We start from the raw sequence: 26928 nt of genomic DNA on the forward strand, positions 1-26928 counted from the left end.
GGCCGGAGAGGAGACCGCAGTGCCGACCCGTACCGAGGGGAACGCGCCGTCCGATGGCCGGGTGGTCTGGGCCGACGTGGCGAAGGGCGCCTGCATCGTGCTCGTGGTGCTCTGGCACGTCGTCGTCAAGGACTACCTGCGCGTCGACTGGCGCGTCGGCCTGCCGGTGCCGGGCGCGTGGGGCCTGCTCGGTGAGCAGTTGCTGCCGCTGCGGATGCCGTTGTTCTTCACGATCTCCGGCGTCTTCGCGGCGAACGCGGTGGCCCGCCCGTGGCGGGTGGCCGGGCGGCCCCGGATCGCACAGAACCTCTACCTCTATGCCATCTGGCTGCTCATCCACACCGCGCTGCTGGCGCTCGCGCCCGGTTTCCCGACCGACCGGGCCACCAGCCCCGGCGAGCTGCTGGCTCAGCTCACCGTGACGCCGTCCAACCTCTGGTACCTGTACGCGCTGGCGCTCTACTTCGCGATCGCGAAGGCGCTGCGCCGGGTCCATCCGGCGGTGCTGCTGGCTGCTGCGGGCGCGCTGTCCGCGGTCGCCGCCACCGGGCTGCTGGACAGCCCCGGCAACCGGGGGCAGGTCTACCAGAATCTGGTGTTCTTCCTGGCCGGGGTGCACCTGAAGCCGTACCTGACGCGGTGGGCGGACGGCACCAGCACCCGCCGGCTCGCCGGCACCGGCCTCGCGTACGCGATCGGGCTGGCCGCCATGGCGCTCGCTGGCGCGCAGAGGTGGCCCGGCGTGTACCTGCTCGTCTCCGTGATCGCTGTGGCGTTCGGGCTGACCGCCGCCGCCCGGCTGGCCCGGCACCGCCTGGCCGGTCCGGCACTGGCCCGGCTCGGCCGCCGCACCCTCCCCGTCTACGTGATCCACATGCCGGTGCTTGCGCTGCTGGACCGGCTCCTCGCCGCACCGGTGGCCGGCCTGCCCGGGCCGGCCCGGGCGCTGCTGGTGACCGTCTACCCGGTCCTGCTCACCGCGCTCGTGCTGGCACTGAGCCTCGCCGCGCACCGCGGCCTCACCGCGCTCGGCGCGCACTGGCTGTTCGACCTGCCGCGCCGCCGCGCCCACTCGAATCCCGAAGGAGAGACCATGCCCCGAATCGACGCGCCGGTACTGCCGGACCGAACACATGTCGAGGAGGCCGCCCGCGTGCTGTCCGGCCGGGTGGTGCGTACCCCGGTGCTGCACAGCCCGGCGATCGACCGCCTGGCCGGCGCCCGCATCCTGCTCAAGGCGGAGAACCTGCAGGACGGCGGCTCGTACAAGATGCGCGGCGCAATGCTGGCGGTGGGCCGGCTCGCCGCCGCCGGGCACACCGGCGTGGTCGCGCAGAGCACCGGCAACCATGCCGTCGCGGTGGCGCTCGCCGCGCGCCGGCACGGGCTGGCCGCGACCGTCGTGCTGCCGGAGGACGCCGCGCCGGTCAAGGTGGACCGGGCGCGCGCCGCGGGCGCCCGGGTGGTCCGGGCCGGCACCACAGTCGAGGAGCGCCTCGCAGTCGCCCGGCGGATCGCCGAGATGGAGGGCCACCCGCTCGTCGACGCGTACGACCACCCGGACGTGGTGGCCGGGCAGGGCAGCGCGAGCCTGGAACTGATCGAGGAGGCGGCGCGGCGCGGTACACCGCTGGACGCGCTCGTGGTGCCGGTGGGCGGGGGCGGCGGCATCGCCGGTGCCTGCCTGGCGGCGACCGGAACGCCGATCGAGGTGTACGGCGTGGAGCCGGTCGGGTGCGACTCGCTGGCGCGCAGCCTGGCCGCCGGACGGCCCACACCCGTCGCCCCGGCGCCGAGCCTGGCCGACGGACTCCGTCCCGGCTGCGTCGGTGACCTGCCGTTCGCGGTGGCCCGCAACCGCGTACGCGGGGTGGTCCGGGTCGACGACGACGCGATCGCCGAGGCGTTCCGGCTGCTCCTGCTGGACCTGAAGGTGCTCGTCGAGCCGTCCGGCGCGGCCGCGCTGGCCGGCGCGCTGCGGCTGGGCGAGGTGGCCGGCGCGGGCGGCGTCGCCCGTCCCGGGGGCGGGGCGCCGTGGCCGCCCGAGGGCCGGCGGTGGATGACTGTCGGCGTGGTGCTGACCGGCGGAAACGTGGAAGCGGACCTGGTGGCCCGGCTGGCGGGCGACCGGATGACTGTGGGAGTGGCGGCATGAGGACAGTGCGGATCGGTGTCCTGTTCGGAGGCCCGTCGGCGGAACACGAGGTCTCCTGCGCCTCGGCGCTCGGCGTGGCCCGGGCCCTGGCCGAGCAGGGGCACCGGGTGGTGGCGCTCGGCATCACCCGTACCGGCGGGATCCGGCTGCTGCCCGAACCGGTGCTGGCGCAGCACCTCGGCACCGTGGCCGCCGGGCGGGCGATCGACGACCGGCTGCCGGTCACCGGCCCGGCGGTCGAGCTGCGACGCGGCACGACAGCCGGCACCGTCGCGGTCGGCGCGGCCGACGCCCCCGCGACTGTGCACGCCGAACTGGATGTGGTGTTCCCGGTGCTGCACGGCCCGTACGGCGAGGACGGCGTGGTGCAGGGGCTGCTGGAATCACTCGGGGTGCCGTACGTCGGGTGCGGGATCCTCGCCTCCGCAGTCGGCATGGACAAGGTGGCGATGAAGCGGGCGCTGCGGGCCGAGGACGTGCCGACCACGCCGTACGTCTGGTTCGACGAGCCGACCTGGCGGGCCGCGTCCGACCCGGAGAAGCTGGTGGTCGGGCTGCGCGGGCCGCTGTTCGTCAAGCCGGCCCGGATGGGCTCCTCGATCGGGATCTCCCGGGTCGCCGACGGCGACGACCTGGTGGCGGCCGTGGAGGAGGCGTTCCGGCACGACCACGTGGTGCTCGTCGAGCAGGGCGTGACCGGCCGGGAGCTGGAGTGCGGCGTGCTCGGCGGCTGGCAGCCGGAGGCGTCGGCGGTCGGGGAGGTCCGGGTCGCGGGCGGCTGGTTCGACTACCGGCAGAAGTACTTCGGCGACGCCGACCCGATGATCGTCCCGGCGCCGCTGCCGGACGAGGTCACCGAGCGGATCCGGGAGCTGTCGGTGCGGGCGTTCACCGCGATCGGCGGCTGGGGCCTGGCCCGTGTCGACTTCCTCTACGACGAGGCCACCGGTGACCTGTTCGTCAACGAGCTGAACACGCTGCCCGGCTTCACCGCGCACTCGATGTACCCGAAGGTGTGGGCCGAATCCGGCGTCGCGTACCCCGAGGTGGTGGACCGGCTCGTCGCGCTCGCCTTCACCAGGCACGCGGCCCGGCCGTCGCGCGAACACCCCGGGGGTACGCCGTGATCCTGCTCTCCGACCCCCGGGTCGCCGCGGTGTCCAGCCGCGACGACGGCGAACCCCTGGTGGACCTGCGCGAGATGCCCGGGCTGCGGGTGGACGGGCGGGCCGCCGACCCCGCCGGGGCGTACGCCCGGGTGCGGCGCGGTGTCGCGGACCGGTTGCTGGCCGCGCAGCGCGCGCTGCCGGCCGGGCTGCGCCTGCTCGTGGTCGAGGGCTACCGGCCGTACCGGGCGCAGCTCGACATCTTCACCGGCTACCGGGACGAACTGCGGCGGCGTCACCCGGACTGGCCGGCGGACCGGCTGCACCGGGAGACCACCAAGTTCGTCTCGCCGGTCGCTGTGGCCCCGCACAGCACCGGCGGAGCAGTGGACCTCACCCTGTGTGACGCCGACGGTATGGAGCTGGACATGGGCACCGCGCTCGACGCCACCCCGGAGGAGAGCGCCGACGCCTGCTTCACCGCGGCCCGGCACATCCCGGTCAGCGCCTGGCGCAACCGGAACGTGCTGGTGGCGGCGCTGAGCGGTGCGGGGCTGGTGAACTACCCGACGGAGTGGTGGCACTGGTCCTACGGCGACAGGTACTGGGCGTTGATGACCGGAGCGCCACAAACCCGCTACGGTCCGTTGTAGTCCATCAGCCCAGGTGAACGTTCCGGTCCTCCCGTCCGTACCACGCGTCGAACGACGGCGACGACGGGAGAGAACGTGAGGGTGCAGCGCAAGCACGTGCTGGCGGCGACTGTGGCGGTGACCGCCACGGTGGCGGTCTCGGTGGGCACCGGACTCGGTTTCGCGGACACCGCGCCGGCCGCGCGATCGGTCTGCGCCGGGTCGGTGACCTTCTCGGCCGAGGGCGGGCCGCCGGCCGCGACGAGTGACAGGTTCCCGGTGGGCACCCGGCTGCGGGTGACGAACCTGGACAACCGCAAGGTGACCACGGTGACGGTGACCGGGCCGTCCGGGAGCTGCGTGCTGCTGAACGCCGCCGCCATGGACCTGGTACGCGAGCCGGGCAAGAACGTCATCCGCCGCAACGTGGTGGAACGCCTCGACGGCGGCGGCGCCCCGGCGCCCGGTGTGCAGCCGGGTGAGACCCGGCCGGGCGCGGCGCAGCCGATCGGCGGCAGCGTCTGCTCCGGCGCGCTCACGTTCTTCGCCGAGGGCGGGGCGCCGGCCGCCACCAGCGGTCAGTTCCCGCTCGGCACCCGGCTGCGGGTGACGAACCTGGACAACGACAAGGTGGTGACGGTGACGGTGACCGGGCCGTCCGGTAGTTGCGTGCTGCTGAACACGGCGGCCATGGACGCGATCCGGGAACCCGGCAAGAACCTGGTCCGGCGCAACACCGTGGAGCTGCTCCGCTGATCCTCCGGGCGGAACACCATGGGCCGGTCCTGGGGGAGATCGGGCCCATGGTGTTCCACGTCCGGATTCAGCCGAAGGCGGCCGCCAGGATGTCCAGCCCCCGGCCCAGCTCGTCGTCGGAGATGACGAGCGGAGGCAGGAACCGCAGCACGTTGCCGTAGGTGCCGCAGGTCAGTGTGAGCAGCCCGGCCGCGTGGCAGGCCGCCGAGATCGCCGCCGTGGCGGCCGGGTCCGGGGTCAGCGTGCCCGGCTGCACGATCTCCACGGCGAGCATCGCGCCCCGGCCGCGTACCTCTGCCACGCGCGGATCACCGGCGGCGATCGCGTGCAGCCGCTCACCCATCACCGCGCCGATCCGGCGCGCGGCGGCGGCCAGGTCCAGCTCCCGCATCGTCTCCATCGCCGCGAGCGCGGCGGCGCAGGCGATCGGGTTGCCGCCGTACGTGCCGCCCAGACCGCCGACGTGCACCGCGTCCATCAGCTCCGCCCGGCCGGTCACCGCCGCCAGCGGCAGGCCGCCCGCGATGCCCTTGGCCAGCGTGACCAGGTCCGGCTCGACGCCCTCGTGCTCGCAGGCGAACCAGTCGCCGGTGCGGCAGAAACCGGTCTGGATCTCGTCGGCGACGAACACCACCCCGGCCGCCGTCGCCCACTCGCGCAGCGCCGGCAGGAAACCCTCAGCGGGTACGACGAAACCGCCCTCGCCCTGGATCGGCTCGATCAGCAGCGCGGCCACGTTCTCCGCGCCCACCTGCTTCTCGATCATCTCGATCGACCGGGCCGCCGCGGTGGCGCCGTCGAGCCCGCCGTCGCGCAGCGGGTACGACATCGGCACCCGGTAGACCTCACCGGCGAACGGCCCGAACCGGTGCTTGTACGGCATGTTCTTCGCGGTCAGCGCCATGGTCAGGTTGGTCCGGCCGTGGTAAGCGTGGTCGAACACCACCACCGCGGGCCGCCCGGTCGCGTGGCGGGCGATCTTCACCGCGTTCTCCACCGCCTCGGCGCCGGAGTTGAACAGCGCCGAGCGCTTCGCGAAGCCACCCGGGGTGAGCGCGTTGAGCTGCTCGCAGACCGCCACGTACGACTCGTACGGCGCGACCATGAAGCAGGTGTGGGTGAACCGCTCGACCTGCGCGCGTACCGCCTCGACCACGCGCGGCGCGGAGTTGCCCACGTTGGTGACGGCGATGCCGGCGGCGAAGTCGATCCACTCCCGGCCGTCCACGTCGGTGATGGTGCCGCCGCCCGCCCGGTCCACGTACGCGGGAATCGTGCTGCCGACGCCCCGCGCCACCGCCTCGACCCGGCGCTTGTGCAGCTCATCGCTGGTGGTCATGGGGATCAGCCCTCGATGTTGTGCATGACGTGCTTGACCCGGGTGTAGTCCTCCAGGCTGTAGACCGACAGGTCCTTGCCGTGGCCGGAGTGCTTGAAGCCGCCGTGCGGCATCTCCGAGACGAACGGGATGTGCGTGTTCACCCAGACGCAGCCGAAGTCCAGCCGACGCGTCATCCGCATGGCCCGGCCGTGGTCGCGCGTCCACACCGAGGCGGACAGGCCGTAGTCCACGCCGTTGGCCCAGCGCACCGCCTCGTCCTCGTCGGAGAAGCGCTGCACGGTGATGACCGGCCCGAACACCTCGTCCTGGATGATCTCGTCGGTCTGGCGTACGCCGGAGACCACTGTCGGGGCGTAGAAGAAGCCGCGCTCGCCGACCCGGGCGCCGCCGGTGGTGACGTTCGCGTGGTCCGGCAGGCGGTCCACGAAGCCGCTCACCCGGGCGAGCTGGTTGGCGTTGTTCAGCGGGCCGTAGAGCACGTCGGCGTCGTCCGGCGCGCCGGTGCGGGTGTTGCGGGCCTGCTCGGTCAGCGCGGCCACGAAGTCCTCGTGGATGCCCGGACCGGTGAGCACGCGGGTCGCCGCCGTGCAGTCCTGACCGGCGTTGAAGTAGCCGCCCATCGCGATCGCCTCGGCCGCCGCCGCCACGTCCGCGTCGTCGAAGATCACCACCGGGGCCTTGCCGCCCAGCTCCAGGTGCGTCCGCTTCAGGTCCGGCGCCGCCGCGGCGGCGACCTCCATGCCCGCGCGGGTCGAGCCGGTGATCGACACGAGCTGCGGGGTCGGGTGGGACACCAGCGTACGGCCGGTGTCGCGGTCGCCGCAGACCACGTTGAACACACCAGGGGGAAGGTGCTCGGCGGCGATCTCGGCCAGCAGCAGCGTCGACACCGGCGTGGTGTCCGACGGCTTCAGCACCACCGCGTTACCCGCCGCCAGCGCCGGGGCGATCTTCCAGACCGCCATCATCAGCGGGTAGTTCCAGGGCGTCACCTGGGCGCAGACGCCGATCGGCTCGCGCCGCACGTACGAGGTGTGCCCGGCCATGTACTCACCGGCCGAGCGCCCCTCCAGCAGGCGGGCCGCCCCGGCGAAGAAGCGCAGCTCGTCCACCGCGGGCGGCAGCTCCTCGTCGGCCGTGAGCTGCCGGGGCTTGCCGGTGTTGCGGACCTCCGCGTCGACCAGCTCGGCGGCCCGCGACTCCACCGCGTCGGCGAACTTCAGCAGCGCCCGCTGCCGCTCGGCCGGCGTGGCGTCCCGCCAGGTCTCGAACGCGGCGGAGGCGGCCTTCATCGCCGCGTCCACGTCCGCCGCGCCGGAGACCGGGGCCTGGGCGAAGACCTCGCCGGTGCACGGGTCGATCAGGTCGGTGTAGCCGCCGTCCACCGGGTCGACGTACTCGCCGTTGACGAAGTTGCGCAGCTGCTGCTGGTCGCTCATCAGAAGTCTCCGAGAAGGTGGCCGGGAGGAGGGTCAGCGGAGGTTATCGCAATCTGACTGCCATCTTGGCTACTAAATCCGAGGCAGACAAGGGTTTGAGCAACTGTTTCCGCGTGGGCACCTGTGGTCTAGGCTGCCGGTCGTGGAGCCGAGAGCCTTCTACGTCGCCGGTCGCCCCGCCCACGGCGGGGACGAGCTGACAGTCACCCACCCGTACGACGGACAGCCGGTGGGGCGTACCACGCTCGCCACGGCCGACCAGGTCGAAGCCGCCGTCGCGGGCGCCGCCCGGGTGGCGGCGGAGGCCGCGGCCCTGCCCGCGCACGCCCGCGCTGCGGCCCTGGACCACGTCTCCCGCCGGCTCGCCGAGCGGGCCGACGAGGTCGCCGCGCTGATCACCGCCGAGAACGGCAAGCCGGTCAAATGGGCGAAGGCCGAGGTGGGACGCGCGATCTCCACCTTCCGCTGGGCCGCCGAGGAGGCCCGCCGCTTCTCCGGCGAACTGCAACGACTCGACACCGACCCCGCCGCCACCGGCCGGATCGCCCTGGTCCGGCGCGTGCCGCGCGGCCCGGTGCTCGGCATCACCCCGTTCAACTTCCCGCTCAACCTGGTCGCCCACAAGGTCGCCCCGGCGCTCGCCGTCGGCACCCCGATCGTGGTCAAGCCCGCCCCGGCCACCCCGCTCACCGCGCTGCTGCTCGGCGAGATCCTGGCCGAGACCGACCTGCCCGAGGGCATGTTCTCGGTGCTGCCGCTGCCGAACGAGCGTGCCGCCGAACTGGTCACCGACCCGCGGCTGCCGGTGGTGTCGTTCACCGGCTCCGGACCGGTCGGCGCGGCCATCCGCCGGGCCGCCCCGGACAAGCACGTCACGCTGGAACTCGGCGGTAACGCCGCGGTGGTCGTCTGCGAGGACTGGGCGGCGGACGAGGACCTGACCTTCGCCGCGCACCGCATCGCCACGTTCTCCAACTACCAGGCCGGGCAGTCGTGCATCGCGGTGCAGCGGGTCTACGTGCACGAATGGCTCTACGACGGCTTCCTGCCCCGGCTCGTCGCGGCGGTGCAGGCGCTGCGCACCGGCGACCCGCGATCCGAGCTGACCGACGTCGGCCCGCTGGTGTCGGTCGAGGCGGCGCAGCGCGTCGAGACCTGGGTGGACGAGGCGGTCGCCGCCGGCGCCGTCATCGAGACCGGCGGGCGGCGCGACGGCGCCACCTACCCGCCCACGGTGCTCAGTGGCGTGCCGGCCGACGCGAAGGTGTGCGCCGAGGAGGTGTTCGGACCGGTGCTGGTGGTCGCCCCGGTCGCGAACGACCGGGCCGCGTTCGCCGCCGTCAACGACTCCGTGTACGGCCTGCAGGCCGGTGTCTTCACCCACCGGCTCGACGTGGCGTTCGACGCCGCCCGCACGCTTGAGGTCGGCGGCGTGATCGTCGGGGACGTGCCGTCGTACCGGGCCGACCAGATGCCGTACGGCGGCATGAAGGGCTCCGGCGTCGGGCGGGAAGGGCTGCGCAGCGCGATGGACGACTACACCGAGCCGCGCGTCACGGTGCTGACCGGCGTGGCCCTCTGATCACTCGCCCTCGGCTCACCAGGTGCCGTCGTCGCGGACCCGGGCGGGGGCGCGGCCGAGCAGCAGGGTGGTGAGGGCGGCGTCGATGTCGGCGCCGAGGAACCACTCGCCGGCCTGGTCGAGGGCGAAGACGCGGCCGTGCTCGTCGACCGCGAGGATGCTCTCCTGACGTTCGCTGCCGAGCGGGAACAGACGGGCGCCCAGGACGGCGGCGAAATCGGCGAGGGAGTCCGCGGTGTGCGCGGCCCGCAGCGGATTCGTGGTGAACCGGCTGATCCACACCTGCTCGCCGGGCCCGCGCCGCCGGCTCAGGACGGCCGGGAACGCGGTGAGCGCCGCCTCGGCGGCGGGGAACGCCTCGTGCCGGTGATGCTGTCCCGCGACCGCTTTCGTCTCGGTCATCGCGCCCATCGCGAGTGCCTCGTTGAACATGCTGATCTGCCAGCCGCCGTCCATGAGGGCATGGGCGACCTCGTCGGGAAAACGGCCGGGTTCAGTGACCTCGCGCGGCTCCGGGCGCCATTCCTCCACGAAGGCGAGGTCGGACCACGGCAGTACCGCGAACCGCACCAGGAACCGGACGCACGAGTCGCAAGGAAGATCCGCTTGTCCGCCCTGCGGATCGCCCGGCTCACGACTGCGATAGACCTCGATCCGGCTGGTGCCGAGCAGGTCGCGCGCGTCCTCGATGGACAACGGCGGCAGACCTTCGGCGGCGCGACGGTGGTCGTGCTCGTAGAGCGCGTCCGAGACGACGATCATCTCGGCGTGCCGCTCCCCGCCGCGTACCAGATGCCCCGCGGGTAGCTCGTCCAGATAGGACTGCACCAGCGGGTGGTGGCGTACCTCGATCTCGCCCTTCGCGCCCTGCGCGACGTGCTGCCGGCCGTCGACAGTGAGGTGCGCCGCCGCGCCGGGCGTGGGCAGGCGGGTCAGCTCACGCAGCAGTTGGGCGGCCGGATCGACGGTACGCGGCGGGCGCGGTTCGGCCGGACGTCGCTGCCGGTACATCCGCTCGACCGCCGCGGCCGGCACCCGCGGCCACGTGGACACCTCGCCGGTCTCCTTGTCGATGACAGTGGTCGGCAGGTCGCCGGGGAGCGCCGGGGCCTCGGTGGACACGATGGAACTCACCACGTAGCCCAGGTCGAACTCCTCGACCTCCGGCGTGCAGGGAAAACCGAGGCGGTCGGAGTCCCGCCGGGCCCACACCGAGGCGATCTGCTCGGCCTGCTGTCGCTCGATCACCACCTGAAATTACCGGACCCCACGGATTTCGTGGCACCCGGTATGGTCGGCCCTACCCACGGTGACGGAAGGGGAGCGACGGTGGCCGAGAGTGCGGACCGGGATGCGAACCGTGCACTACGAGCGCGATTCGACGAGGTGTACGGCCAATACCAGCGCTTGCGGTCCGGTCTGGACGAACTCCAGACCAAGCTGGCCGACCTGCGGGTCACCGAACGCTCCCACGACGGTCAGGTGACCGCGATCGTCGGCGCGCGAGGTGAGCTGATCAGTGTCGAGGTGAGCCCGGCGGCGTTCCACGACCGGGACGCCCGGGCGCTGAGCCGGAAGATCACCGAAACCGTGCTGCGTGCCTCCACCGCGGCGACCACCGCCACCCGCGAGCTTGTCGCCGGCTACCTGCCGCCGGGCTCGCCGTCGGTCGAGTTCCTGCGCACCCACGACTTCGGCGCGCTGCTCGGCCGGGCCGACTCCGTGCTGGCCCGCGGCGAGTGACAGGTGGCCGGGGGAGAGATCTGGCTGGACCCGGACCGGGCCCGCCGCGGCGGCGCCGACCTGGCGCTGTCGGGGCGGGCGGTGAGCGCGGCCCGGCGGGAGACCGGCGAGCCGATCGCCGCCGCGAGCGCCCAGCGGCCCTGGGGCCGCGACGACATCGGCGCCGCGTTCGACAAGCACTACCAGGGCTACGCCGAGACGCTGCTGCGCGCGTGGGAGCTTCTCGGCCGCTCGCTGGAGGTGCTCGGCTCGGACGTCGTCCGCTCGGTCACGGCCACCGTGGAGACGGACCTCAGCAACGCCCGTGACCTCGGGACGATCCCGCAGCAAGGGCACAACCCCCATCGGCCCCGGCGCTGACCACCGGAGGACCCGCGCGTGAGCATGCTGCCCAGCCCGATCCCGCACCCGCTCGACTTCTGCCCGTGGGACCTGCCCGGCTGGATCTACGAGGCGCTCGACTGGGTGGTCGGCGTCGAATGGCCGGAGGGCGACGAGCGGGCCGTCTGGAACCTGGCCGACCAGTGGTACGGCGTGGCAGGCGTCCTGACCCGTCCGCGCGACGACGCGATCACCGCCGCCGGCGAGGTGAAGAGCGGGTACGGGGGAGTCGGCCTGGTCGCCGGCGCGTTCGACACGGCGTGGCACAAGCTCGCCGAAGGTGAGGACGCCCCGCTGCACGTCCTGGTCGCGGCGACCGACGAGCTGGCGCGTCTGGTCGACTCCTGCGGCTGTGACATCGAGGGCGCGAAGCTGGAAGCCTGGATCGAGCTGGGCATCCTGGTCATCGAGTTGCTTTCCCTGGCCGTCGCGACGGTGCTCACCCTGGGCGCCGCCTCACCGGCGGCGGCCGCCGCGATCACCGCCACGCGGGTCGTGGTGCAGCAGATCTTCAAGCGGCTGGTGGCTCAGCTCGCCCGCAAGGCGGTCAAGCAGGGCCTCAAGGAGGCGGGCGAACGGGCCGCGAAGGAGGCGGCCAAGTCCGGCGCCCGCAAGCTGGCCCGCCGGGCCGCGATCGGTGGCCTGCTGGAGGCCGGTCAGGAAGCGGGCACCAGCCTCGGCACGCAGGCGTACCAGAACTCCACCGGCCGGAGGGACGGCCTCGACCTGACCGACGTGAGCACGTCGGCTCTCGGCGGATTCGCCGGCGGCGCGGTCGCGCCGCTGGCCGGGCTGGGCCGGCACGCCAACGGGCCGTTCGCGGAGATCGCCGAGCGGTTCGGGCGGGAGATGGGCGGGGAGACGCTCGCCGAGACCGCCGCGGGTCTGGCGACCGGCCAAGGGCCGTCGCTCGAGGATCTGGCGCGCGCCGCTGCCTCCGGCGCCAGCGGGTCCGCCACCAACCAGGCGGACTCGGCACTGCAACGCCGCCTCGACGGGCAGCTGAGCGGGTTGACGGTGTCCCCGGTCGGCCTGGACGTGCCGGTCGCCGCCGATCCCGTCGGGCTGATCCCGGCCCAGCGGGTTGCCGAGCCGATCGTTCAGGGCAGCGGCACGATCGCCGGCGCCGTTCCCGCGACACCCTCACACGTCACGCCCCAAGCCGCCGGTCCGCACCCGCTCGCCGTGGACCTGCCCCGCCCGGCGCCGGATCCCACGACGACGCCGCCGCACAGCGATGTCGTCCCGCACGACGAGGCACGTCCGGCGGTCGCCACGAGCCCCACGTTGTCCTCGGTGATCACGGACGCGCCCGTCGCCACGCCCCCGCCGACCGCGTCCGGAGTCCACAACGGCGTAGGTCCGGTGACGGCGCCGATCGACCACCCCACGCCGCCCTCGACCAACCCGGTCCAGGCGGCAGCCTCACCGACGACACTCCCTACACCACCTGCCGACCACACGCGGGTCGCGGCGCCACCAACGGCGGACCGCGCCGCTCCCTTCAGCAACGGAGTTCAGGCGGGACCGCCTCCGGTCTCGCCGGTCCATCCGCAGACGGGGCCGCATCCGGGAGCGCCGGCCGTCGGGCCTGAGCCCCGACCGGGGCCGAACACCCGTTTTCCGCTGCTGGAGTCCTTGGCTCCGCATCGCCCTCCTACCGACTCCCCGGGGCCCCACCCGGGCCCGCCCCATGTCCAGGCGTGGCCCCGTGAGACCGCCGAGCAGCGCGCCGCGCGGCTGAAGGCCGACCGGGAGGGTCTGGACCGGCGGCGCTACCAGGGCTATCTGCAGTCCCAGCGTGCCTTGCACGAGGAGAACAGACGAGAGGCGCAGATCAAGGAGCTGCGTGATCTCGCCGAACAGCATTACGAGGCGGCGCGTTGGCTCCTCATGCAGGCCCACGAACTGCGCCAAGCCGGGCGGCACGAGCTCGCCGACAGGCACGTGTGGGAGGGCCGGCGGCGAGAACGCCTGCATTACCGAGCCGTCGATGAGGTGGAGGCGGTCCGTGCCGGCCAGCGTCTGCCGCAGAAGGTGATGGTCGAGGACGACCTCGACTTCTACCGCATCAACGACGACGTGGCGGACTTGGCCGTCGGCGCGGTGGAGACGGCCGACCACTCCGCGCTCACCGGTCACGGGCACCCCGAGCCGATCGACAGGTCCCGGCCGTACGGCCGCCGGGGAGGGCTCCGGCCTCCGCTGGCGCTGCACCAGACCGACCTCGAACGGCAGATGCCCCGCAACCCCGACGGCAGCGTGACCCGTACCGCCGATCCCCGACGCGGCAGATGGTTCCGCCTCGCGAACGACGGCGGACCGGCGGCCGACGCGACCCGGGGGATCAACTGCCTCGACTGCACGCTGTCGCTGTTCGAGACCTGGGTTCACGGACGGCCGCGCGTCGCGGCGCCGCGCACGTTCGACGGCTACCTGAACGGCGACGTGAACCGGCCGGTGGGCGGGGAGGCGGACGGGCCGCTTCGCGTCGAGCAGACGACCGGCGGCCGGTTCCAGAACCTCTGCCCGCCGGACCGGCCCGGTGTCACCGGCCGGCAGCGGCAGCTGTTGGTGGACGGCGGTTACCGAGACCTGTACGCGCAGCTGGCGTCGGGCGGCCACGGCAGTTACGCGTTCCTCATCACCAGCTTCGAGGGCGGCGGATCGCACGCGTGGGTGGCGTTGAACCAGAACGGCACGATCCTCTTCCTCGACCCGCAGACGGGCGAGGTGGCGGACCGGCCGATCTACCACCACAGCGGGCGTCCGGCCCGCGGCAACGTGGTCGGCGTCGATGCTCTGGTGCTCGGCCCGGACGGCCGGCCGATGCCGCTCGCCGGCCGCCCACCCGGCACCTACAACGTCCTGCCCGAGCCGCTGCCCCGCCCGGCGCCGCCACGGCCGCCGGCCCCGCCGCCGATCGCCGACGGACCCGTCCCGGACTTCAACCACGTCCACCTGCTCGGCGAGTCCACGACCATCCACCGCCGCGCCGACGGACCGATGCCGGGCGGCGCGCCGCCCGTCGAGCCGGAACCCGACCGGGTACGCGAGGATCACCGGCAGGCACACGCCGACCGGATTGCGGCCGGGCTCTACGTTCGCGACGCGCTGGCGGAGAGCGGGAACCTCGACGCCGCCTTTGCCGCCGGCGTGACGCCCGTCGAGTTGGCGCAGCACGCCGACGTATCGACGTTGCGCCGGCTCGTACCGGGGTTGGACGAGAGCGGTGCGGCCGACCTCACCCGGTTGTTCGCCGACCCGCGCGTGCAGCGGATGCTCGACCAGAGCTGGGAGGCGCCGCCGCGACGCGAGGAGTTGCTGGCCGAGAGTTTGGTGCGGCAGCTCGCGGAGCGGCCCGACCTGGTCCGGATGATCCTGGCGACACCGGAACTCGCCAACTCGCTCACCGCCCGGCCGCTGACCCTGCATCACCTGGCCAGCCACCAGCAGGCCATCGACGTACTCGGCGAGGTCATCGACGACATCGCGGTCCGCGGGGTCGATGCGGTCATGTCGCATGAAACATTGACGCCTCAACCGACGCCCATCACTCACGAGCAGCGTCGACTCGTCGAATCGGTCGCATCTCGCCGCCAGTCGAGACTGCAACCTGGGTTTGATGAAAGGCGACGTCATGATGAGGTCTACCGCCTTGCATACGTTGACCGGCTGTATGCGGATGCGGTGGTCGCCCAGCAGGAGCTGAACAGGCTTGCCATCAAACTGGCTGCACACGGCGGCACACCCGGCTGGCGGACCGAGCCCAAGAGCCGAGAGCGTGTCCTCGACAAGCTGGAAGGCGAGTACGAGAATGACGCGTCCCAGCTCAAGGACTTGGCCGGCGCCAAAGTGCAGTTCGACAGCATCGATGCGGTTTACCAGGCGCTCGGCCGTCTGGCAGCCGACCCGGAGGTCGTGATTCTGCACATCAAGGATCGTTTCCTCAGCCCGCAGGGGAGCGGTTATCGGGACCTACTGCTGAACCTCCGGATGTCGAACGGCCATGTGGGAGAGCTTCGGCTGCACCTGGTGTCGCTCGACGACATCGCAGAGTGGGAGCATTCGTTGTACGAGGTTCGGCGCGACCTCAGCGCGGCGGCAGAGATCGAGGGCAGATCGTTGACACCGGGGGAACGTGCGATTCGGGACGGACTCCTCCGGCGAGTGCAGAACGCTTACTGGAGCAAGGTGCAAGAGAGTCTTGGGGAGGAGCCACCGCGGTGAGTCAGGTAGAGGGCTTGCGGCTGCCGAAGTTCTTCGATTACTTCGGGTCCCCTCTGAAGCTCGTAGCCACCCCCGACGGCGGCATGGCGGGCTGGCGGCTCTCCAAGGACACGGGGGGCTGGCGGGAGGCCAACAATCTCGTCGACAAGGTGCTTTTCGTCGGCGGCGACGAGATCAATCAGATCTCACCGGATGAGTTCGTACAACTCACTGAGCACGAGCGAGGTCGCTATCTGAGTGGCGACGGACCGATCTTCGCTCTCTATGAAACCGTCCAGGCGATCGAGGACACGCTTCGGGCGGAACGCCGGTACCCGACGCCGCAGGAGCAGGCACTGATCCGGGGCGTCCGGCGGCGGACCTTCGTGATGTTCGAGGAGCAGCTCCAGCAGGCCGGTGACCCCGCCGCCGACCCCACCATCGCCTCCTGACAGCGACCGGGAGCGCCATGCCCTCCACCGACGGCCCACCCGTGCCCTACGTGCCGCCCGCCGACGTGGCGGAGGCGCGACGCGTACAGGAGGAGTTGCGGTCGCGGGTGGACCTGGTCGGGCCCGGTCCTGCCGCGCCCGCGACGGTGGCCGGCTTGGACGTGGCGTACGCGCAGGACGGTGACCTGCTCGCGGCGGCCGTCACGGTCCTCGACGCGGCCACCCTCGACGTGGTGGACGAGGCGGTGTGTGTGGGGCGGCCCGCCTTCCCGTACGTGCCGGGGCTGTTCGCGTTCCGCGAGATGCCGGCGTTGCTCGCCGCGCTGGACCGGCTCACGGTCCGTCCCGAGCTGCTGGTCTGTGACGGGCACGGGCTGGCGCACCCGCGCCGGTTCGGGCTGGCCTGCCACGTGGGCCTGGTGACCGGGCTGCCGGCGATCGGGGTGGGCAAGACGCCGCTCGTCGGCTCGTGGACGGGTCCCGGTCCCGAGCGTGGGGACAGCGCCGACCTGTGCGACGGCGGCGAGGTGGTCGGGCGGGTACTGCGGACTCAGGACGGTGTCCGGCCGGTCTTCGTGAGCGTCGGGCACCGGATGGGGTTGGACGACGCGGTGGAGCGGGTACTGGCTCTGACGCCCCGGTACCGGCTGCCGGAGACCACCCGTACGGCCGACCGGCTGTGCCGGCGGGCGCTCGCCGATGCAGGCGCGTCGGGCGGTGACCTGGGCGGGCGGTGATCGCGTGGCGCTGCACACATGTGGCGTGCTCGATGCGCGGGTGCCCGCAGGGGCCGGTAGTAACCTGACCGGCGGATCCGGTCCGGACGCAACGGTGAGGTGGAGATGTCGGCAGGGCGGCACGCGGCGCGGTGGGCCATGGTCGGCGCGCTGCTGGGTGGCCTGATCGCCGTCCCGGCGTCACCGGCGTCGGCCCGGGACGACCGGGTGGGACTGCGCGCGGCGAAGAGCTTCACCGCCGGTGGGCCGCCCGGAACGGTGGCGGTCGAGGTGCGCAAGCGGACGGACGGCTGCGTGCAGTTGCGTACCGCTGTCGGGCTCCGGCTGGAGGGCCTGCGGGCCGACCAGGTCCGGGTGCAGGTGGCGTCCGGCGGCCGATGGGTGCCGGTGCAGGTCTCCGGGGACGGCGGCGCCGTCGCCACCGCCGCGGTGGCCCCGGTCGACCGGCCGCTGTGCAAGGGCAAGGGCGTCACCGTGCGTTACCGGGTGTCCTTCCTGGCCGGGACCATCGGCGGCCGGCTGGAACTGGCCGGTGAGGCGAGCGCCGCGAACGGCGACGTGCTCGGCCGGGCCGGCGGGTCGGCCCGGCTGGTGGGCGCGGCGACGCCGAGCCCCACCCCGTCCCGTAAGCCCTCGCCGACGCCCAGCGCGAGCGAGACCACGGCGGCCGAGGCGACCGACACGTCGCCGGTCGCCGCCGCCGTCGCCCCGGCCACCGCCGCGGCCGACGACTCGTCGTTCGGAGGTTCCATGATCATGTGGTTCGGTATCGGGCTGGTGCTGGTCGGCGCCGCCCTCATCGTCCTGCTGCTGCGCCGCAACCGCGCCGACCGCAGCGGTGACGGCGCGGATGCCGGCCTCCCGCCGGTCCCGCTGCCGCGCAGCACCACCACCTACCGCTCCGGCACGCCCGGGCCGGCCCCTACGGTGTATGGGGGCGCGACGCCGCCCCGCCCGGCCGGCAACGTGTACGGCGCGCCCGCGTCCGCCCCGACGCCACCGGCCCCGCCCGCCGGGGACGCGACGAGCGTCTTGCCCCGCTTGCCGGACTGAGCCGGAACCCGACCCGCTCCCGGGGTTACCGTGACGGTGGGTGGTTGCGCCGTGACCCGGTAGCCGCCACCTGCCCGACCGGAGGACGGAACACCGGGGCCGAACGGGGCCCGGTGCCGGGGCCGCTCGGCCGATAAGATCGCGTGCGCCGACCGGCACCGCCGACCGGTGAGACCGCATACGTGGAAGGAGCCGCGCCGTGGCCCTGGACCCGCAGTTGCTCGACATCCTCGCCTGCCCGGACACGCACCACGCCCCGCTCGACTACGACGCGCAGGCGCAGACGCTCACCTGCACCGAGTGCGGTCGCATCTTCGAGGTCCGGGACGACGTCCCGGTGCTCCTGCTGGACGAGGCGCGTGGTGGACCCGCCGCCGACGACGCGCGGGGCGGGTCGTCGCGGTGATGGAGGGTACGGCCGGGGTCAGCGGCCACCGGCACGCGGACGAGGCCCTGCTGGACGACGCGGCGCAGCTCTCCGAGCGGGATCCGGGCGGCATGCTCCGGCACACCGCTTCCGCCGGCGCCCAGGTGCGCGAGTCGGCGGCGCTGGCCGCCGAGGCGAACCTGTCAGTGCTCGCCGACGACGGACGACCCCGCGCGGTGGTCATCGCCGGCATCGGCACCGCCGGGCGTACCGGTGACGTGCTGGCCACCGTCGCCGGGCCGCGCTGCCCGGTGCCGGTCATTCCGCACCGCAGCGCCGGCGTGCCGGGCTGGGTGGGCGCGGCGGACGTGGTCATCGCGGTGAGCGCGTCCGGTCGCAGCCCGGAGGCGTTGGGCGCGGCCGAGGCGGCGCACCGGCGCGGCGCCCGGCTGGTCGCCGTCGGCGCGCCCGACTCGCAGCTCCAGTCCGTGGCGGAGCGGGCGCGGGCGCCGTTCATCCCGGTGCCCCGGCGCGCGCCGGCCCGGGCCAGCCTCTGGGCGCTCACCGTGCCGGTTCTGCTGGCCGCCCGTACCCTCGGGCTCGTGAAGGTCAACGAGGCGGATCTGGCCGAGACGGCGGCCCGGCTGGACGCCGACGCCGATCGATGCCGGCCGACCGCCGAGTCCTTCGTCAACCCGGCGAAGTCGCTGGCGCTGGGGCTGTCCGGTTCGATCCCGATCGTGTGGGGTTCGTCCCCGCTGGCCACCGTGGCCGCCCGGCGGTTCGGTGACACGCTGTCCGCGAACGCCCGCTACCCGGTGGTCGCCGGTGCGCTGGGCGAGGCGGGCCGGGGCCGCGTCGGCCTGCTCGACGGGGTGTTCGGCGGTCTGGCCGAGGGCGAGCGGGACATCTTCGCCGACCCGGGCGACGACGAGCCCGACGGCACCCGGCTGCGGCTGGTGCTGCTGCGCGACGGCGGGCTCAACGCCGACGACGACACCGACGAGCCGCTGGCGGTCGAGGAGCGCCGCGCGGACGCGGTGCAGACGCTCGCCGAGCGGCGCGGCGTGCGCTGCGACGTGGTGACCGCCGAGGGCGGCTCCGCGCTGGAGCGGCTCGCGTCGCTGGTGGCGGTCCCCGACTTCGCCTCGATCTACCTCGCCCTGGCACACGGGCTGGACCCGATGGCGGTACCGGCCATCACGGAGATGAAGGAGCTGGCTAACCAGTGAGCACACGGGGCATCGAGCGAGGCGGGGAATGAGCGCAAACGGGGGCACCAAGGCGATCGTCGCCGCCCTGGCGGCGAACCTCGGCATCGCCGTCACCAAGTTCATCGCGTTCGCCCTCACCGGCTCGTCGTCGATGCTGGCCGAGTCGATCCACTCGGTGGCCGACTCGGGTAACCAGGGCCTGCTGCTGATCGGCGGCCGGCGGGCCAAGCGGCAGGCCACGCCGCAGCACCCGTTCGGGTACGGCCGGGAGCGCTACATCTACGCCTTCATCGTGGCGATCGTGCTGTTCAGCATCGGTGGCCTGTTCGCGCTCTACGAGGCGTACCACAAGGCGTCCGACCCGCACCCGATCGAGAGCTGGCAGTGGGTGCCGGTGGCGGTGCTCGTGGCGGCGATCGTGATGGAGAGCTTCTCCTTCCGTACCGCGATCAAGGAGTCGAACCTGGTCCGGGGCAACCAGACCTGGGTCCGGTTCATCCGTCGCGCCAAGGCGCCGGAGCTGCCTGTGGTGCTGCTGGAGGACTTCGGCGCCCTGGTCGGTCTGGTCTTCGCGCTGTTCGGTGTCGGCATGACGCTGATCACCGGCAACGGCATGTGGGACGCCGCGGGCACCGCGATGATCGGCGTGCTGCTGGTGATCATCGCGATCACGCTGGCGATCGAGACCAAGAGCCTGCTGCTCGGCGAGGGCGCCGAGCAGAGCGAGCTGGAGAAGATCGAGCAGGCCGTGACGAACGGTCCCGAGGTCGAGCGGATCATCCACATGAAGACGCTCTACCTCGGCCCGGAGGAGCTGATGGTGGCCGCGAAGATCGCGGTGCCGGCCTGGGAGACCGCCCACGACCTGGCCCGCGACATCAACGCGGTCGAGGCGCGGATCCGGCGTGAGGTGCCGACCGCCCGGGTGATCTACCTGGAGCCGGACATCTACTCGCCCGCCGCCGAGCAGGCCGGCACCGGGCAGGCGGCGGACACCGCCGTCCCGGAGGCCGTGACCACCGGTGGGACGCACGCGGCCGACGAGGTCGCCGGGCGGCCCGGGAGCTGACCGATGGAGTTGTTGCAGGGCCGGATCCGTGACTACGCCTGGGGCTCGCGCACCGCGATCGCCGAGTTGCAGGGGCGGCCGGTGCCGAGCAACGGGCCGGAGGCGGAGCTGTGGCTGGGCGCCCACCCGGGCGCCCCGGCCACTGTGCAGCGCGACGGCCGGCCGGTCAGCCTCACCGATCTGCTGGTGGCCGAGCCGGGCCACTGGCTGGGTGAGCGGCTGGTCGGCCGGTTCGGCACCCGGCTGCCGTTCCTGCTGAAGGTGCTCGCCGCCGACTCGCCGCTGAGTCTCCAGGCGCATCCGGACGCCGAGCAGGCCCGCGCCGGGCACGCCGCCGACGTGGGGCGGGTCAACTACGTGGACCCGTACCACAAGCCGGAGCTGCTGGTGGCGCTCTCCGAGTTCGACGCGCTGTGCGGCTTCCGCGACCCCGGGGAGTCGGCGGAGGCGATCGCCGCGTTCGGCGTACCCGCGCTGGAACCTGTGGTGGCGGCGTTGCGGGACGGGCCGGCGGGGCTGCGGGAGGCGGTCCGCCTGCTGTTGAGCTGGCCGCAGGCGGAGCGCGCCGGGCTGGTGGCGGCCGTGCTGGCGGCGGCGGAGGCCGGGCCGGCCTCGGCGGACGCCGAACTGGTCCGCACGCTGGCGGCCGGCTATCCGGCCGACCCGGGCGTGGTGGTGGCGTTGCTGCTGCACCATGTCCGGCTGTCGCCGGGCGAGGGCATCTGGATGCCGGCCGGGAACCTGCACGCCTACCTGCGCGGCACCGGCGTGGAGATCATGGCGGCCAGCGACAACGTGCTGCGCGGCGGGTTCACCGCGAAGCGGGTCGACGTGGACGAGTTGCTGCGGGTGCTCCGGTTCGAGGTGCTGACCCGGCCGGTGCTGCGGCCGGAGCAGGTGGAGCCGGGCGTGCTGACCTGGCCGGTGCCGGTGGAGGACTTCGCGCTGCACCGGGTCGAGGTGGCCGCCGGGTCGGCTGGTGTGCGGCTGACGCTGCCCGGGCCGCGGGTGGTGCTCTGCCGGGCCGGGAAGCTGACGGTCGACGACGGCGTGGGGTCGGTGACGCTGGACGCGGGTCAGGCCGCGGTGGGTACGGCGGCCGGTGGCCCGCTGGCGGTGAGCGGGGCGGGCGAGGCGTTCGTCGCCACTTGCGGCATGCACTGACCCGGACAAGTCCGACTTTCCCGAAACGGCTTGACGGTCACCCTGCGTGGTGTGACTCTATGGGTACGCAGCGTTGTCGCGACGAAGGTCCGGTGACGTGCGGGGGAACCAAACCGGGGGGATGCGCGGGGCGGCCGGGCCGTGAGTGGGAGAGTCCGCTCACGACCGACCGCCCCGTGCGCTGTCCGCCGACCGGCCGATTGCGCGGTCGGCCAACCGGGCACGGGTCGAGTGGCCCGCGAGCGTAAGGTGGAAGGCTGCGCACCACCATCGTTCGACAGGAGCTTCCATGACCAGCACCCTCCCGGCGGCCTCCAGCGGCGCGTCGTCGCAGGCCCGGCCGAGCACCCTCGCCGAGGGCGACTACAAGGTGGCGGATCTGTCGCTCGCCGCGTTCGGGCGCAAGGAGATCCGGCTCGCCGAGCACGAGATGCCCGGCCTGATGGCGATCCGGCGCGAGTTCGCCGAGGCCCAGCCGCTGGCCGGCGCCCGCATCACCGGTTCGCTGCACATGACCGTCCAGACCGCCGTCCTGATCGAGACCCTGGTCGCGCTCGGCGCGCAGGTCCGCTGGGCGTCCTGCAACATCTTCTCCACCCAGGACCACGCCGCCGCGGCGATCGTGGTCGGCCCCGAGGGCACCCCGGAGGCCCCGGCGGGCGTGCCGGTCTACGCCTGGAAGGGCGAGACGCTGCCGGAATACTGGTGGTGCACCGAGCAGGTGCTGGCGTGGCCCGACGGGCAGGGCCCGAACATGATCCTGGACGACGGCGGCGACGCCACCCTGCTCGTCCACAAGGGCGCCGAGTTCGAGAAGGCCGGCGTCGTGCCGCCGGTCGAGTCCGCCGACTCCGAGGAGTACGCGGTCATCCTCGAACTGCTGCACCGCTCGCTGGCCGAGGACGGCCAGCGCTGGACCCGGATCGCCGCCGGCATCAAGGGCGTCACCGAGGAGACCACCACCGGCGTGCACCGGCTCTACGAGATGCACCGCGCCGGCACGCTGCTCTTCCCGGCCATCAACGTCAACGACTCGGTGACCAAGAGCAAGTTCGACAACAAGTACGGCTGCCGCCACTCGCTCATCGACGGCATCAACCGCGCCACCGACGTGCTGATCGGCGGCAAGATGGCCGTCGTCATGGGCTACGGCGACGTGGGCAAGGGCTGCGCCGAGTCGCTGCGCGGTCAGGGTGCCCGGGTCGTGGTGACCGAGGTCGACCCGATCTGCGCGCTGCAGGCGGCGATGGACGGCTACCAGGTCGCCACGCTCGACGACGTGGTGGAGCAGGCCGACATCTTCATCACCGCGACCGGCTGCTTCGACGTCATCACCAACGAGCACATGGCCCGGATGAAGCACCAGGCCATCGTGGGCAACATCGGCCACTTCGACAACGAGATCGACATGGCCGGTCTGGCCAAGCGCAGCGACGTGACCCGGGAGAACATCAAGCCGCAGGTCGACGTGTGGCGCTTCGACGACGGCCACGCCATCATCGTGCTGTCCGAGGGCCGCCTGCTGAACCTGGGCAACGCCACCGGCCACCCGAGCTTCGTGATGTCGAACTCGTTCGCCAACCAGACGATCGCCCAGATCGAGCTGTTCACCAAGACCGACGAATACCCGATCGGCGTCTACGTGCTGCCCAAGCACCTGGACGAGAAGGTCGCCCGGCTGCACCTGGACGCGCTCGGCGCGAAGCTGACCACGCTCACCAAGGAGCAGGCCGCCTACCTGGGTGTCTCCCCGGAGGGCCCGTTCAAGTCGGACCACTACCGCTACTGAGTTCCACGCTCCCGGAGGGACCGGGGTCGGCCGCCGCGCGGCCGTCCCGGTCCTTTTCGCGTACGGGGGGAGTCCGGCGGATGTCGAACCGGGTGACGTTACCCGGATCAGCTTGACGTTTGCTGTGAAGAGGAGCAAGGTATGGCTGCCCTAAGTTAACTGAGGCAAGCCTGAGTACGGAGTCTCCATGTTCGCCACGTACCTGATCGGCCTACGCGAGGGCCTGGAAGCGACGCTCGTGGTCAGCATCCTCGTCGCCTTCCTGGTCAAGTCGCAGCGCCGGGACCGGCTGCCGCAGGTGTGGGCCGGCGTCGGCCTGGCCGTGGCGCTCTCCGTCGGCTTCGGCTCGCTGATCCAGTACACCTCCACCTCGCTGCTGCGCACCTCCGAGTCGCGCGAGCTGTTCGAGGCGGTCACGTCGGTCGCCGCCGTGGTGTTCGTGACCTGGATGATCTTCTGGATGCGCCGGGCCGCCCGCACCATCGCCGGAGAGCTGCGCGGCAAGCTCACCGACGCGCTCGCGGTCGGCTCCCTGGCCGTGGCCGGCATGGCGTTCCTCGCGGTCATCCGCGAGGGCCTGGAGACCGCGCTCATCTTCTACGCCGCGGCCGAGAGCGCGGCCGGCGGCACCGGGCCCGGCTCGCTGCTCGCCCTGGCCGGCGGCATCGCCACCGCCGTCGTGATCGGCTTCCTGCTCTACCGCAGCGCGGTACGGATCAACCTGAGCCGGTTCTTCACCTGGACCGGCGCGCTGCTCATCCTGGTCGCCGCCGGCATCCTCAAGTACGGCGTGCACGACTTCCAGGAGGCGGGCGTGCTGCCCGGCCTGAACGACCTGGCCTTCGACATCTCGAACACGCTCGACCCGGGCTCCTGGTACGGGGCGCTGCTCGCCGGCATGTTCAACGTCACCGCCGCGCCGACGGTGCTGGAGCTGGTCGCCTGGGTCGCGTACGCGGTGCCGGTGCTCGTGCTCTTCCTGCGCAAGCCGGCCAAGCCCGCTCAGCCCGCGGAGCCGGCCCGGCCCGCCGAGCAGGTCCCGGCCGCCGCGCCCGCAGCCGACACGTCCGACGCGCCGGCCGACGTCGCCGCCGTTCCGTCCCCCCGCGCCTGAACCACCGTTCCCGAGGAGACCCCGCACGATGCGTACCACTCGACTCGTCGCGCCCGCCGCCGCCGGGCTGCTCGCCGTCGCCGGACTGGCCGGCTGCGGGGGCGGTGACGACGCCGACGCCACGAACGGCGGGCCGATCGCCGTCAAGGCCACCGACACCGTCTGCGAGGTCGGCGACACCGAGATCGACGCCGGTCAGGTGACCTTCAAGGTGACGAACACCGGTTCCAAGGTCAACGAGTTCTACGTCTACGCCGCGGGTGACCGGGTGATGGGCGAGGTGGAGAACATCGCCCCCGGGCTCAGCCGTGAGCTGCGGGTCGAGCTGACCGCCGGCACGTACGAGACGGCCTGCAAGCCGGGGATGAGCGGCCGGGGCATCCGGGGCGCGCTGAAGGTCTCCGGCACCGCCGCCACCGTCGCCCCCGACGCCGCGCTGACCCAGGCCACCGAGAGCTACCAGCGGTACGTGCGCAGCCAGACCGCCGCGCTGCTGACCAAGACCGAGGAGTTCGTGGCCGCGGTCAAGGCGAACGACGTGGCGAAGGCCAAGGCGCTGTACCCGGTGGCCCGCACCTACTGGGAGCGGATCGAGCCGGTCGCGGAGAGCTTCGGCGACCTCGACCCGAAGATCGACGGCCGTGAGGAGGTGGTCGAGGAGGGCATGGAGTTCACCGGCTTCCACCGGATCGAGAAGGACCTCTGGACCACCGGCGACGTCAGCTCCGACGGCGCGATCGCCGACCGGCTCCTGGTCGACGTCAAGGCGATCGTCGCCAAGGCCGACGCCGAGAAGCTCACCCCGCTCCAGCTCGCCAACGGCGCCAAGGCGCTGCTCGACGAGGTCGCCAGCGGCAAGATCACCGGCGAGGAGGAGCGCTACTCGCACACCGACCTGTGGGACTTCAACGCCAACCTGGAGGGCTCGAAGGCGGCCATCGCCGCGCTGCGCCCGGCGCTGGAGCAGCGCGCGCCCGACCTGGTGAAGCAGCTCGACAGCGAGTTCGCGAACGTGGAGGCCACGCTCGGCAAGCACCGCGCCGGCGACGGCTGGAAGCTGCACACCCAGCTCGGCAAGGACGAGCTGAAGGAGCTGTCGGACGCGGTGAACGCGCTGGCCGAGCCGGTCAGCAAGGTCGCGGCGGCAGTCGCGCGATGACCGGCCCGGCCGGCGGTGACGCGACGAGCGAGCCGAACCGCGAGCGGACCGGCCGCGGCCTGTCCCGGCGCCGGGCGATGACCCTGGCCGGCGTCGGCGTGGCAGGCGTCGCCGGGGTGGCGGGTGGCGCGGGCGCGCTGCTCGCCGGCGGGAACGAGGCATCAGCCACCGGATCCGCCGCCGGGTCGGTGCCGTTCCTCGGTGAGCACCAGGCCGGCATCACCACCCCGGCCCAGGACCGGCTGCACTTCGTCGCGTTCGACGTGGTCACGAAGGACCGGGACCGGCTCGTCGCCATGCTCCAGGAGTGGACCGCCGCCGCGGCCCGGATGACCGCCGGGAAGGACGCCGGGGTGATCGGCGCGGTCGGCGGCATGCCCGAGGCCCCGCCGGACGACACCGGCGAGGCGCTCGGACTACCTCCATCGCAGCTCACCCTCACCGTGGGCTTCGGGCCGACCCTGTTCCGCGACGCGCAGGGCCGGGACCGTTTCGGCATCTCCGCGCGCCGCCCGGCCGCGCTCGCCGACCTGCCGCACTTCGCCGGGGACGCGCTCAAGCCGGAGCTGTCCGGCGGCGACCTCTGCGTCCAGGCCTGCGCCAACGACCCGCAGGTGGCGGTGCACGCCATCCGCAACCTGGCCCGGATCGGCATGGGCGTGGTGAGCGTCCGCTGGTCGCAGCTCGGCTTCGGGCGTACCTCGTCGACGTCCCGGGACCAGGCCACCCCGCGCAACCTGTTCGGCTTCAAGGACGGCACCGCCAACCTCAAGGCCGAGGACGCCGGCCTGCTCCGCGACCAGCTCTGGGTGCAGCCCGGCGACGGTCCGGACTGGATGACCGGCGGCTCCTACCTGGTCACCCGGAAGATCCGGATGCTGATCGAGACGTGGGACCGCAGCCCGCTCGCCGAGCAGGAGATGATCGTCGGCCGGACCAAGGGCAGCGGCGCGCCGCTGGGCCGCCGGGACGAGTTCGACGAGCCCGACTTCGCCGCGAAAGGCGACGACGGCGCGCCGCTCATCGCCGACACCGCGCACGTACGACTCGCTCACCCGGACGCGAACGGCGGGGCCCGGCTACTGCGCCGCGGCTACAACTTCGTGGACGGCTCGGACGGGCTGGGCCGGCTCGACGCCGGTCTGTTCTTCATCGCCTACCAGCGGGATCCGCGCCGGCAGTTCGTGCCGATCCAGACCCGGCTGGCGCGCAACGACGCGATGAACGAATACCTGCGGCACGTCTCCAGCGGCCTGTTCGCCTGCCCGCCCGGCGTACGCGACGCGGCCGACTGGTGGGGGCGGGCGCTGTTCGCCTGAGCCCGGCTCAGCGGCGTACCGGATCGGGGCCGGCGTCCGGTGCGGCGGACCGCAACCGGCCGGTGACCGGCGCGGCGGGACGCAGGGCGGCCGGCACGGCGGCCGACGCCGGGACCAGCTCCGGCCAGAGCGTGGCGGCGACCGCC

General features: G+C 73.0%; 22 protein-coding genes. 19 read left to right on the plus strand and 3 right to left on the minus strand.

Features of this window, described 5'->3' with window-relative positions; genetic code table 11:
- The first annotated feature begins 19 nt into the window (after positions 1-19).
- The 4 genes from AC2CHG_RS05325 to AC2CHG_RS05340 all read left to right on the plus strand — a co-directional run bounded on the left by AC2CHG_RS05325 (position 20) and on the right by AC2CHG_RS05340 (position 4649).
- The gene (locus AC2CHG_RS05325) at positions 20-2155 is read left to right on the plus strand and encodes a pyridoxal-phosphate dependent enzyme (RefSeq protein ID WP_484524263.1); all 2136 of its coding nucleotides are present in this window, start codon (positions 20-22) and stop codon (positions 2153-2155) included.
- Positions 2152-3282, plus strand: a complete 1131-nt coding sequence (locus AC2CHG_RS05330; protein ID WP_366624137.1) for a D-alanine--D-alanine ligase family protein — start codon at positions 2152-2154, stop codon at positions 3280-3282. Before AC2CHG_RS05325 ends, AC2CHG_RS05330 begins: the two co-directional genes overlap by 4 nt.
- Complete coding sequence (locus AC2CHG_RS05335; protein ID WP_484524264.1) at positions 3279-3914, plus strand: M15 family metallopeptidase; 636 nt, start codon at positions 3279-3281, stop codon at positions 3912-3914. Before AC2CHG_RS05330 ends, AC2CHG_RS05335 begins: the two co-directional genes overlap by 4 nt.
- A gap of 75 nt (positions 3915-3989) precedes the next feature.
- On the plus strand, positions 3990-4649 hold the full coding sequence (locus tag AC2CHG_RS05340) for an RlpA-like double-psi beta-barrel domain-containing protein (RefSeq protein ID WP_366624141.1): 660 nt from the start codon (positions 3990-3992) through the stop codon (positions 4647-4649).
- A 67-nt stretch (positions 4650-4716) separates the two neighbouring features.
- Here the strand turns inward: AC2CHG_RS05340 and gabT are convergent, their stop codons facing one another.
- Both gabT and AC2CHG_RS05350 read right to left on the minus strand, forming a co-directional pair.
- Positions 4717-5988, minus strand: coding sequence for a 4-aminobutyrate--2-oxoglutarate transaminase (gene gabT, locus AC2CHG_RS05345; RefSeq protein WP_484524265.1), 1272 nt, complete (start codon positions 5986-5988; stop codon positions 4717-4719).
- A gap of 5 nt (positions 5989-5993) precedes the next feature.
- On the minus strand, positions 5994-7430 hold the full coding sequence (locus tag AC2CHG_RS05350; protein ID WP_366624145.1) for a gamma-aminobutyraldehyde dehydrogenase: 1437 nt from the start codon (positions 7428-7430) through the stop codon (positions 5994-5996).
- A gap of 142 nt (positions 7431-7572) precedes the next feature.
- On the opposite strand from AC2CHG_RS05350, the gene AC2CHG_RS05355 reads away from it, so the two are divergent.
- A complete protein-coding gene (locus AC2CHG_RS05355) occupies positions 7573-9012 on the plus strand; it encodes an aldehyde dehydrogenase family protein (RefSeq protein WP_366624147.1) in 1440 nt (479 codons plus the stop codon).
- A gap of 15 nt (positions 9013-9027) precedes the next feature.
- On the opposite strand, the gene AC2CHG_RS05360 is transcribed toward AC2CHG_RS05355, so the two are convergent.
- Positions 9028-10263 (minus strand): SUKH-3 domain-containing protein, encoded by a 1236-nt coding sequence (locus tag AC2CHG_RS05360; protein ID WP_484524266.1) that lies wholly within the window; start codon positions 10261-10263, stop codon positions 9028-9030.
- 156 nt (positions 10264-10419) lie between these two features.
- Here AC2CHG_RS05360 and AC2CHG_RS05365 point away from each other — a divergent pair, with 156 nt between their 5' ends.
- From AC2CHG_RS05365 to efeB, 14 genes are all read left to right on the plus strand, one after another.
- The gene (locus AC2CHG_RS05365; RefSeq protein ID WP_484524267.1) at positions 10420-10755 is read left to right on the plus strand and encodes a YbaB/EbfC family nucleoid-associated protein; all 336 of its coding nucleotides are present in this window, start codon (positions 10420-10422) and stop codon (positions 10753-10755) included.
- Between the two features lie 3 nt (positions 10756-10758).
- Positions 10759-11115, plus strand: a complete 357-nt coding sequence (locus AC2CHG_RS05370) for a hypothetical protein (RefSeq protein WP_135243437.1) — start codon at positions 10759-10761, stop codon at positions 11113-11115.
- Positions 11116-11139: 24 nt separating this feature from the next.
- Positions 11140-15366: a toxin glutamine deamidase domain-containing protein gene (locus AC2CHG_RS05375; protein ID WP_484524273.1), complete on the plus strand. Its 4227-nt coding sequence runs from the start codon at positions 11140-11142 to the stop codon at positions 15364-15366.
- The gene (locus tag AC2CHG_RS05380) at positions 15363-15797 is read left to right on the plus strand and encodes a hypothetical protein (protein ID WP_484524268.1); all 435 of its coding nucleotides are present in this window, start codon (positions 15363-15365) and stop codon (positions 15795-15797) included. The genes AC2CHG_RS05375 and AC2CHG_RS05380 overlap by 4 nt, the downstream gene beginning before the upstream one ends.
- A 17-nt stretch (positions 15798-15814) precedes the next feature.
- The gene (gene nfi, locus AC2CHG_RS05385) at positions 15815-16534 is read left to right on the plus strand and encodes a deoxyribonuclease V (protein ID WP_484524269.1); all 720 of its coding nucleotides are present in this window, start codon (positions 15815-15817) and stop codon (positions 16532-16534) included.
- A gap of 105 nt (positions 16535-16639) precedes the next feature.
- Positions 16640-17587, plus strand: coding sequence for a hypothetical protein (locus AC2CHG_RS05390; RefSeq protein ID WP_484524270.1), 948 nt, complete (start codon positions 16640-16642; stop codon positions 17585-17587).
- 199 nt (positions 17588-17786) lie between these two features.
- The gene (locus tag AC2CHG_RS05395; RefSeq protein WP_013284195.1) at positions 17787-17993 is read left to right on the plus strand and encodes a Trm112 family protein; all 207 of its coding nucleotides are present in this window, start codon (positions 17787-17789) and stop codon (positions 17991-17993) included.
- Entirely contained in the window at positions 17990-19186 is a 1197-nt protein-coding gene (locus AC2CHG_RS05400) for an SIS domain-containing protein (RefSeq protein WP_366624157.1), read from the plus strand. The genes AC2CHG_RS05395 and AC2CHG_RS05400 overlap by 4 nt, the downstream gene beginning before the upstream one ends.
- Before the next feature lie 28 nt (positions 19187-19214).
- Positions 19215-20237 (plus strand): cation diffusion facilitator family transporter, encoded by a 1023-nt coding sequence (locus AC2CHG_RS05405; protein WP_262012439.1) that lies wholly within the window; start codon positions 19215-19217, stop codon positions 20235-20237.
- Between the two features lie 3 nt (positions 20238-20240).
- A complete protein-coding gene (gene manA / locus AC2CHG_RS05410; RefSeq protein WP_262012438.1) occupies positions 20241-21401 on the plus strand; it encodes a mannose-6-phosphate isomerase, class I in 1161 nt (386 codons plus the stop codon).
- Between the two features lie 289 nt (positions 21402-21690).
- A complete protein-coding gene (gene ahcY / locus AC2CHG_RS05415) occupies positions 21691-23190 on the plus strand; it encodes an adenosylhomocysteinase (RefSeq protein WP_135243445.1) in 1500 nt (499 codons plus the stop codon).
- A gap of 187 nt (positions 23191-23377) precedes the next feature.
- The gene (gene efeU / locus AC2CHG_RS05420; RefSeq protein ID WP_484524271.1) at positions 23378-24304 is read left to right on the plus strand and encodes an iron uptake transporter permease EfeU; all 927 of its coding nucleotides are present in this window, start codon (positions 23378-23380) and stop codon (positions 24302-24304) included.
- Positions 24305-24332: 28 nt separating this feature from the next.
- Complete coding sequence (gene efeO, locus AC2CHG_RS05425) at positions 24333-25463, plus strand: iron uptake system protein EfeO (protein ID WP_262012435.1); 1131 nt, start codon at positions 24333-24335, stop codon at positions 25461-25463.
- Positions 25460-26782, plus strand: a complete 1323-nt coding sequence (efeB, locus tag AC2CHG_RS05430) for an iron uptake transporter deferrochelatase/peroxidase subunit (protein WP_484524272.1) — start codon at positions 25460-25462, stop codon at positions 26780-26782. The genes efeO and efeB overlap by 4 nt, the downstream gene beginning before the upstream one ends.
- The last annotated feature ends 146 nt before the right edge of the window (positions 26783-26928 follow it).

The sequence above is a fragment of the Micromonospora sp. ATLC20 genome (genome assembly GCF_057196585.1).

Excerpts from the sequence above, each read along its gene's own strand:
- AC2CHG_RS05330 (WP_366624137.1), top strand. The coding sequence starts at position 2,152 with ATGAGGACAGTGCGGATCGGTGTCCTGTTCGGAGGCCCGTCGGCGGAA.
- gabT (WP_484524265.1), bottom strand. The coding sequence starts at position 5,988 with ATGACCACCAGCGATGAGCTGCACAAGCGCCGGGTCGAGGCGGTGGCG.
- AC2CHG_RS05350 (WP_366624145.1), bottom strand. The coding sequence starts at position 7,430 with ATGAGCGACCAGCAGCAGCTGCGCAACTTCGTCAACGGCGAGTACGTC.
- AC2CHG_RS05375 (WP_484524273.1), top strand. The coding sequence starts at position 11,140 with ATGCTGCCCAGCCCGATCCCGCACCCGCTCGACTTCTGCCCGTGGGAC.
- nfi (WP_484524269.1), top strand. The coding sequence starts at position 15,815 with ATGCCCTCCACCGACGGCCCACCCGTGCCCTACGTGCCGCCCGCCGAC.
- AC2CHG_RS05390 (WP_484524270.1), top strand. The coding sequence starts at position 16,640 with ATGTCGGCAGGGCGGCACGCGGCGCGGTGGGCCATGGTCGGCGCGCTG.
- AC2CHG_RS05405 (WP_262012439.1), top strand. The coding sequence starts at position 19,215 with ATGAGCGCAAACGGGGGCACCAAGGCGATCGTCGCCGCCCTGGCGGCG.
- manA (WP_262012438.1), top strand. The coding sequence starts at position 20,241 with ATGGAGTTGTTGCAGGGCCGGATCCGTGACTACGCCTGGGGCTCGCGC.
- ahcY (WP_135243445.1), top strand. The coding sequence starts at position 21,691 with ATGACCAGCACCCTCCCGGCGGCCTCCAGCGGCGCGTCGTCGCAGGCC.
- efeU (WP_484524271.1), top strand. The coding sequence starts at position 23,378 with ATGTTCGCCACGTACCTGATCGGCCTACGCGAGGGCCTGGAAGCGACG.
- efeO (WP_262012435.1), top strand. The coding sequence starts at position 24,333 with ATGCGTACCACTCGACTCGTCGCGCCCGCCGCCGCCGGGCTGCTCGCC.
- efeB (WP_484524272.1), top strand. The coding sequence starts at position 25,460 with ATGACCGGCCCGGCCGGCGGTGACGCGACGAGCGAGCCGAACCGCGAG.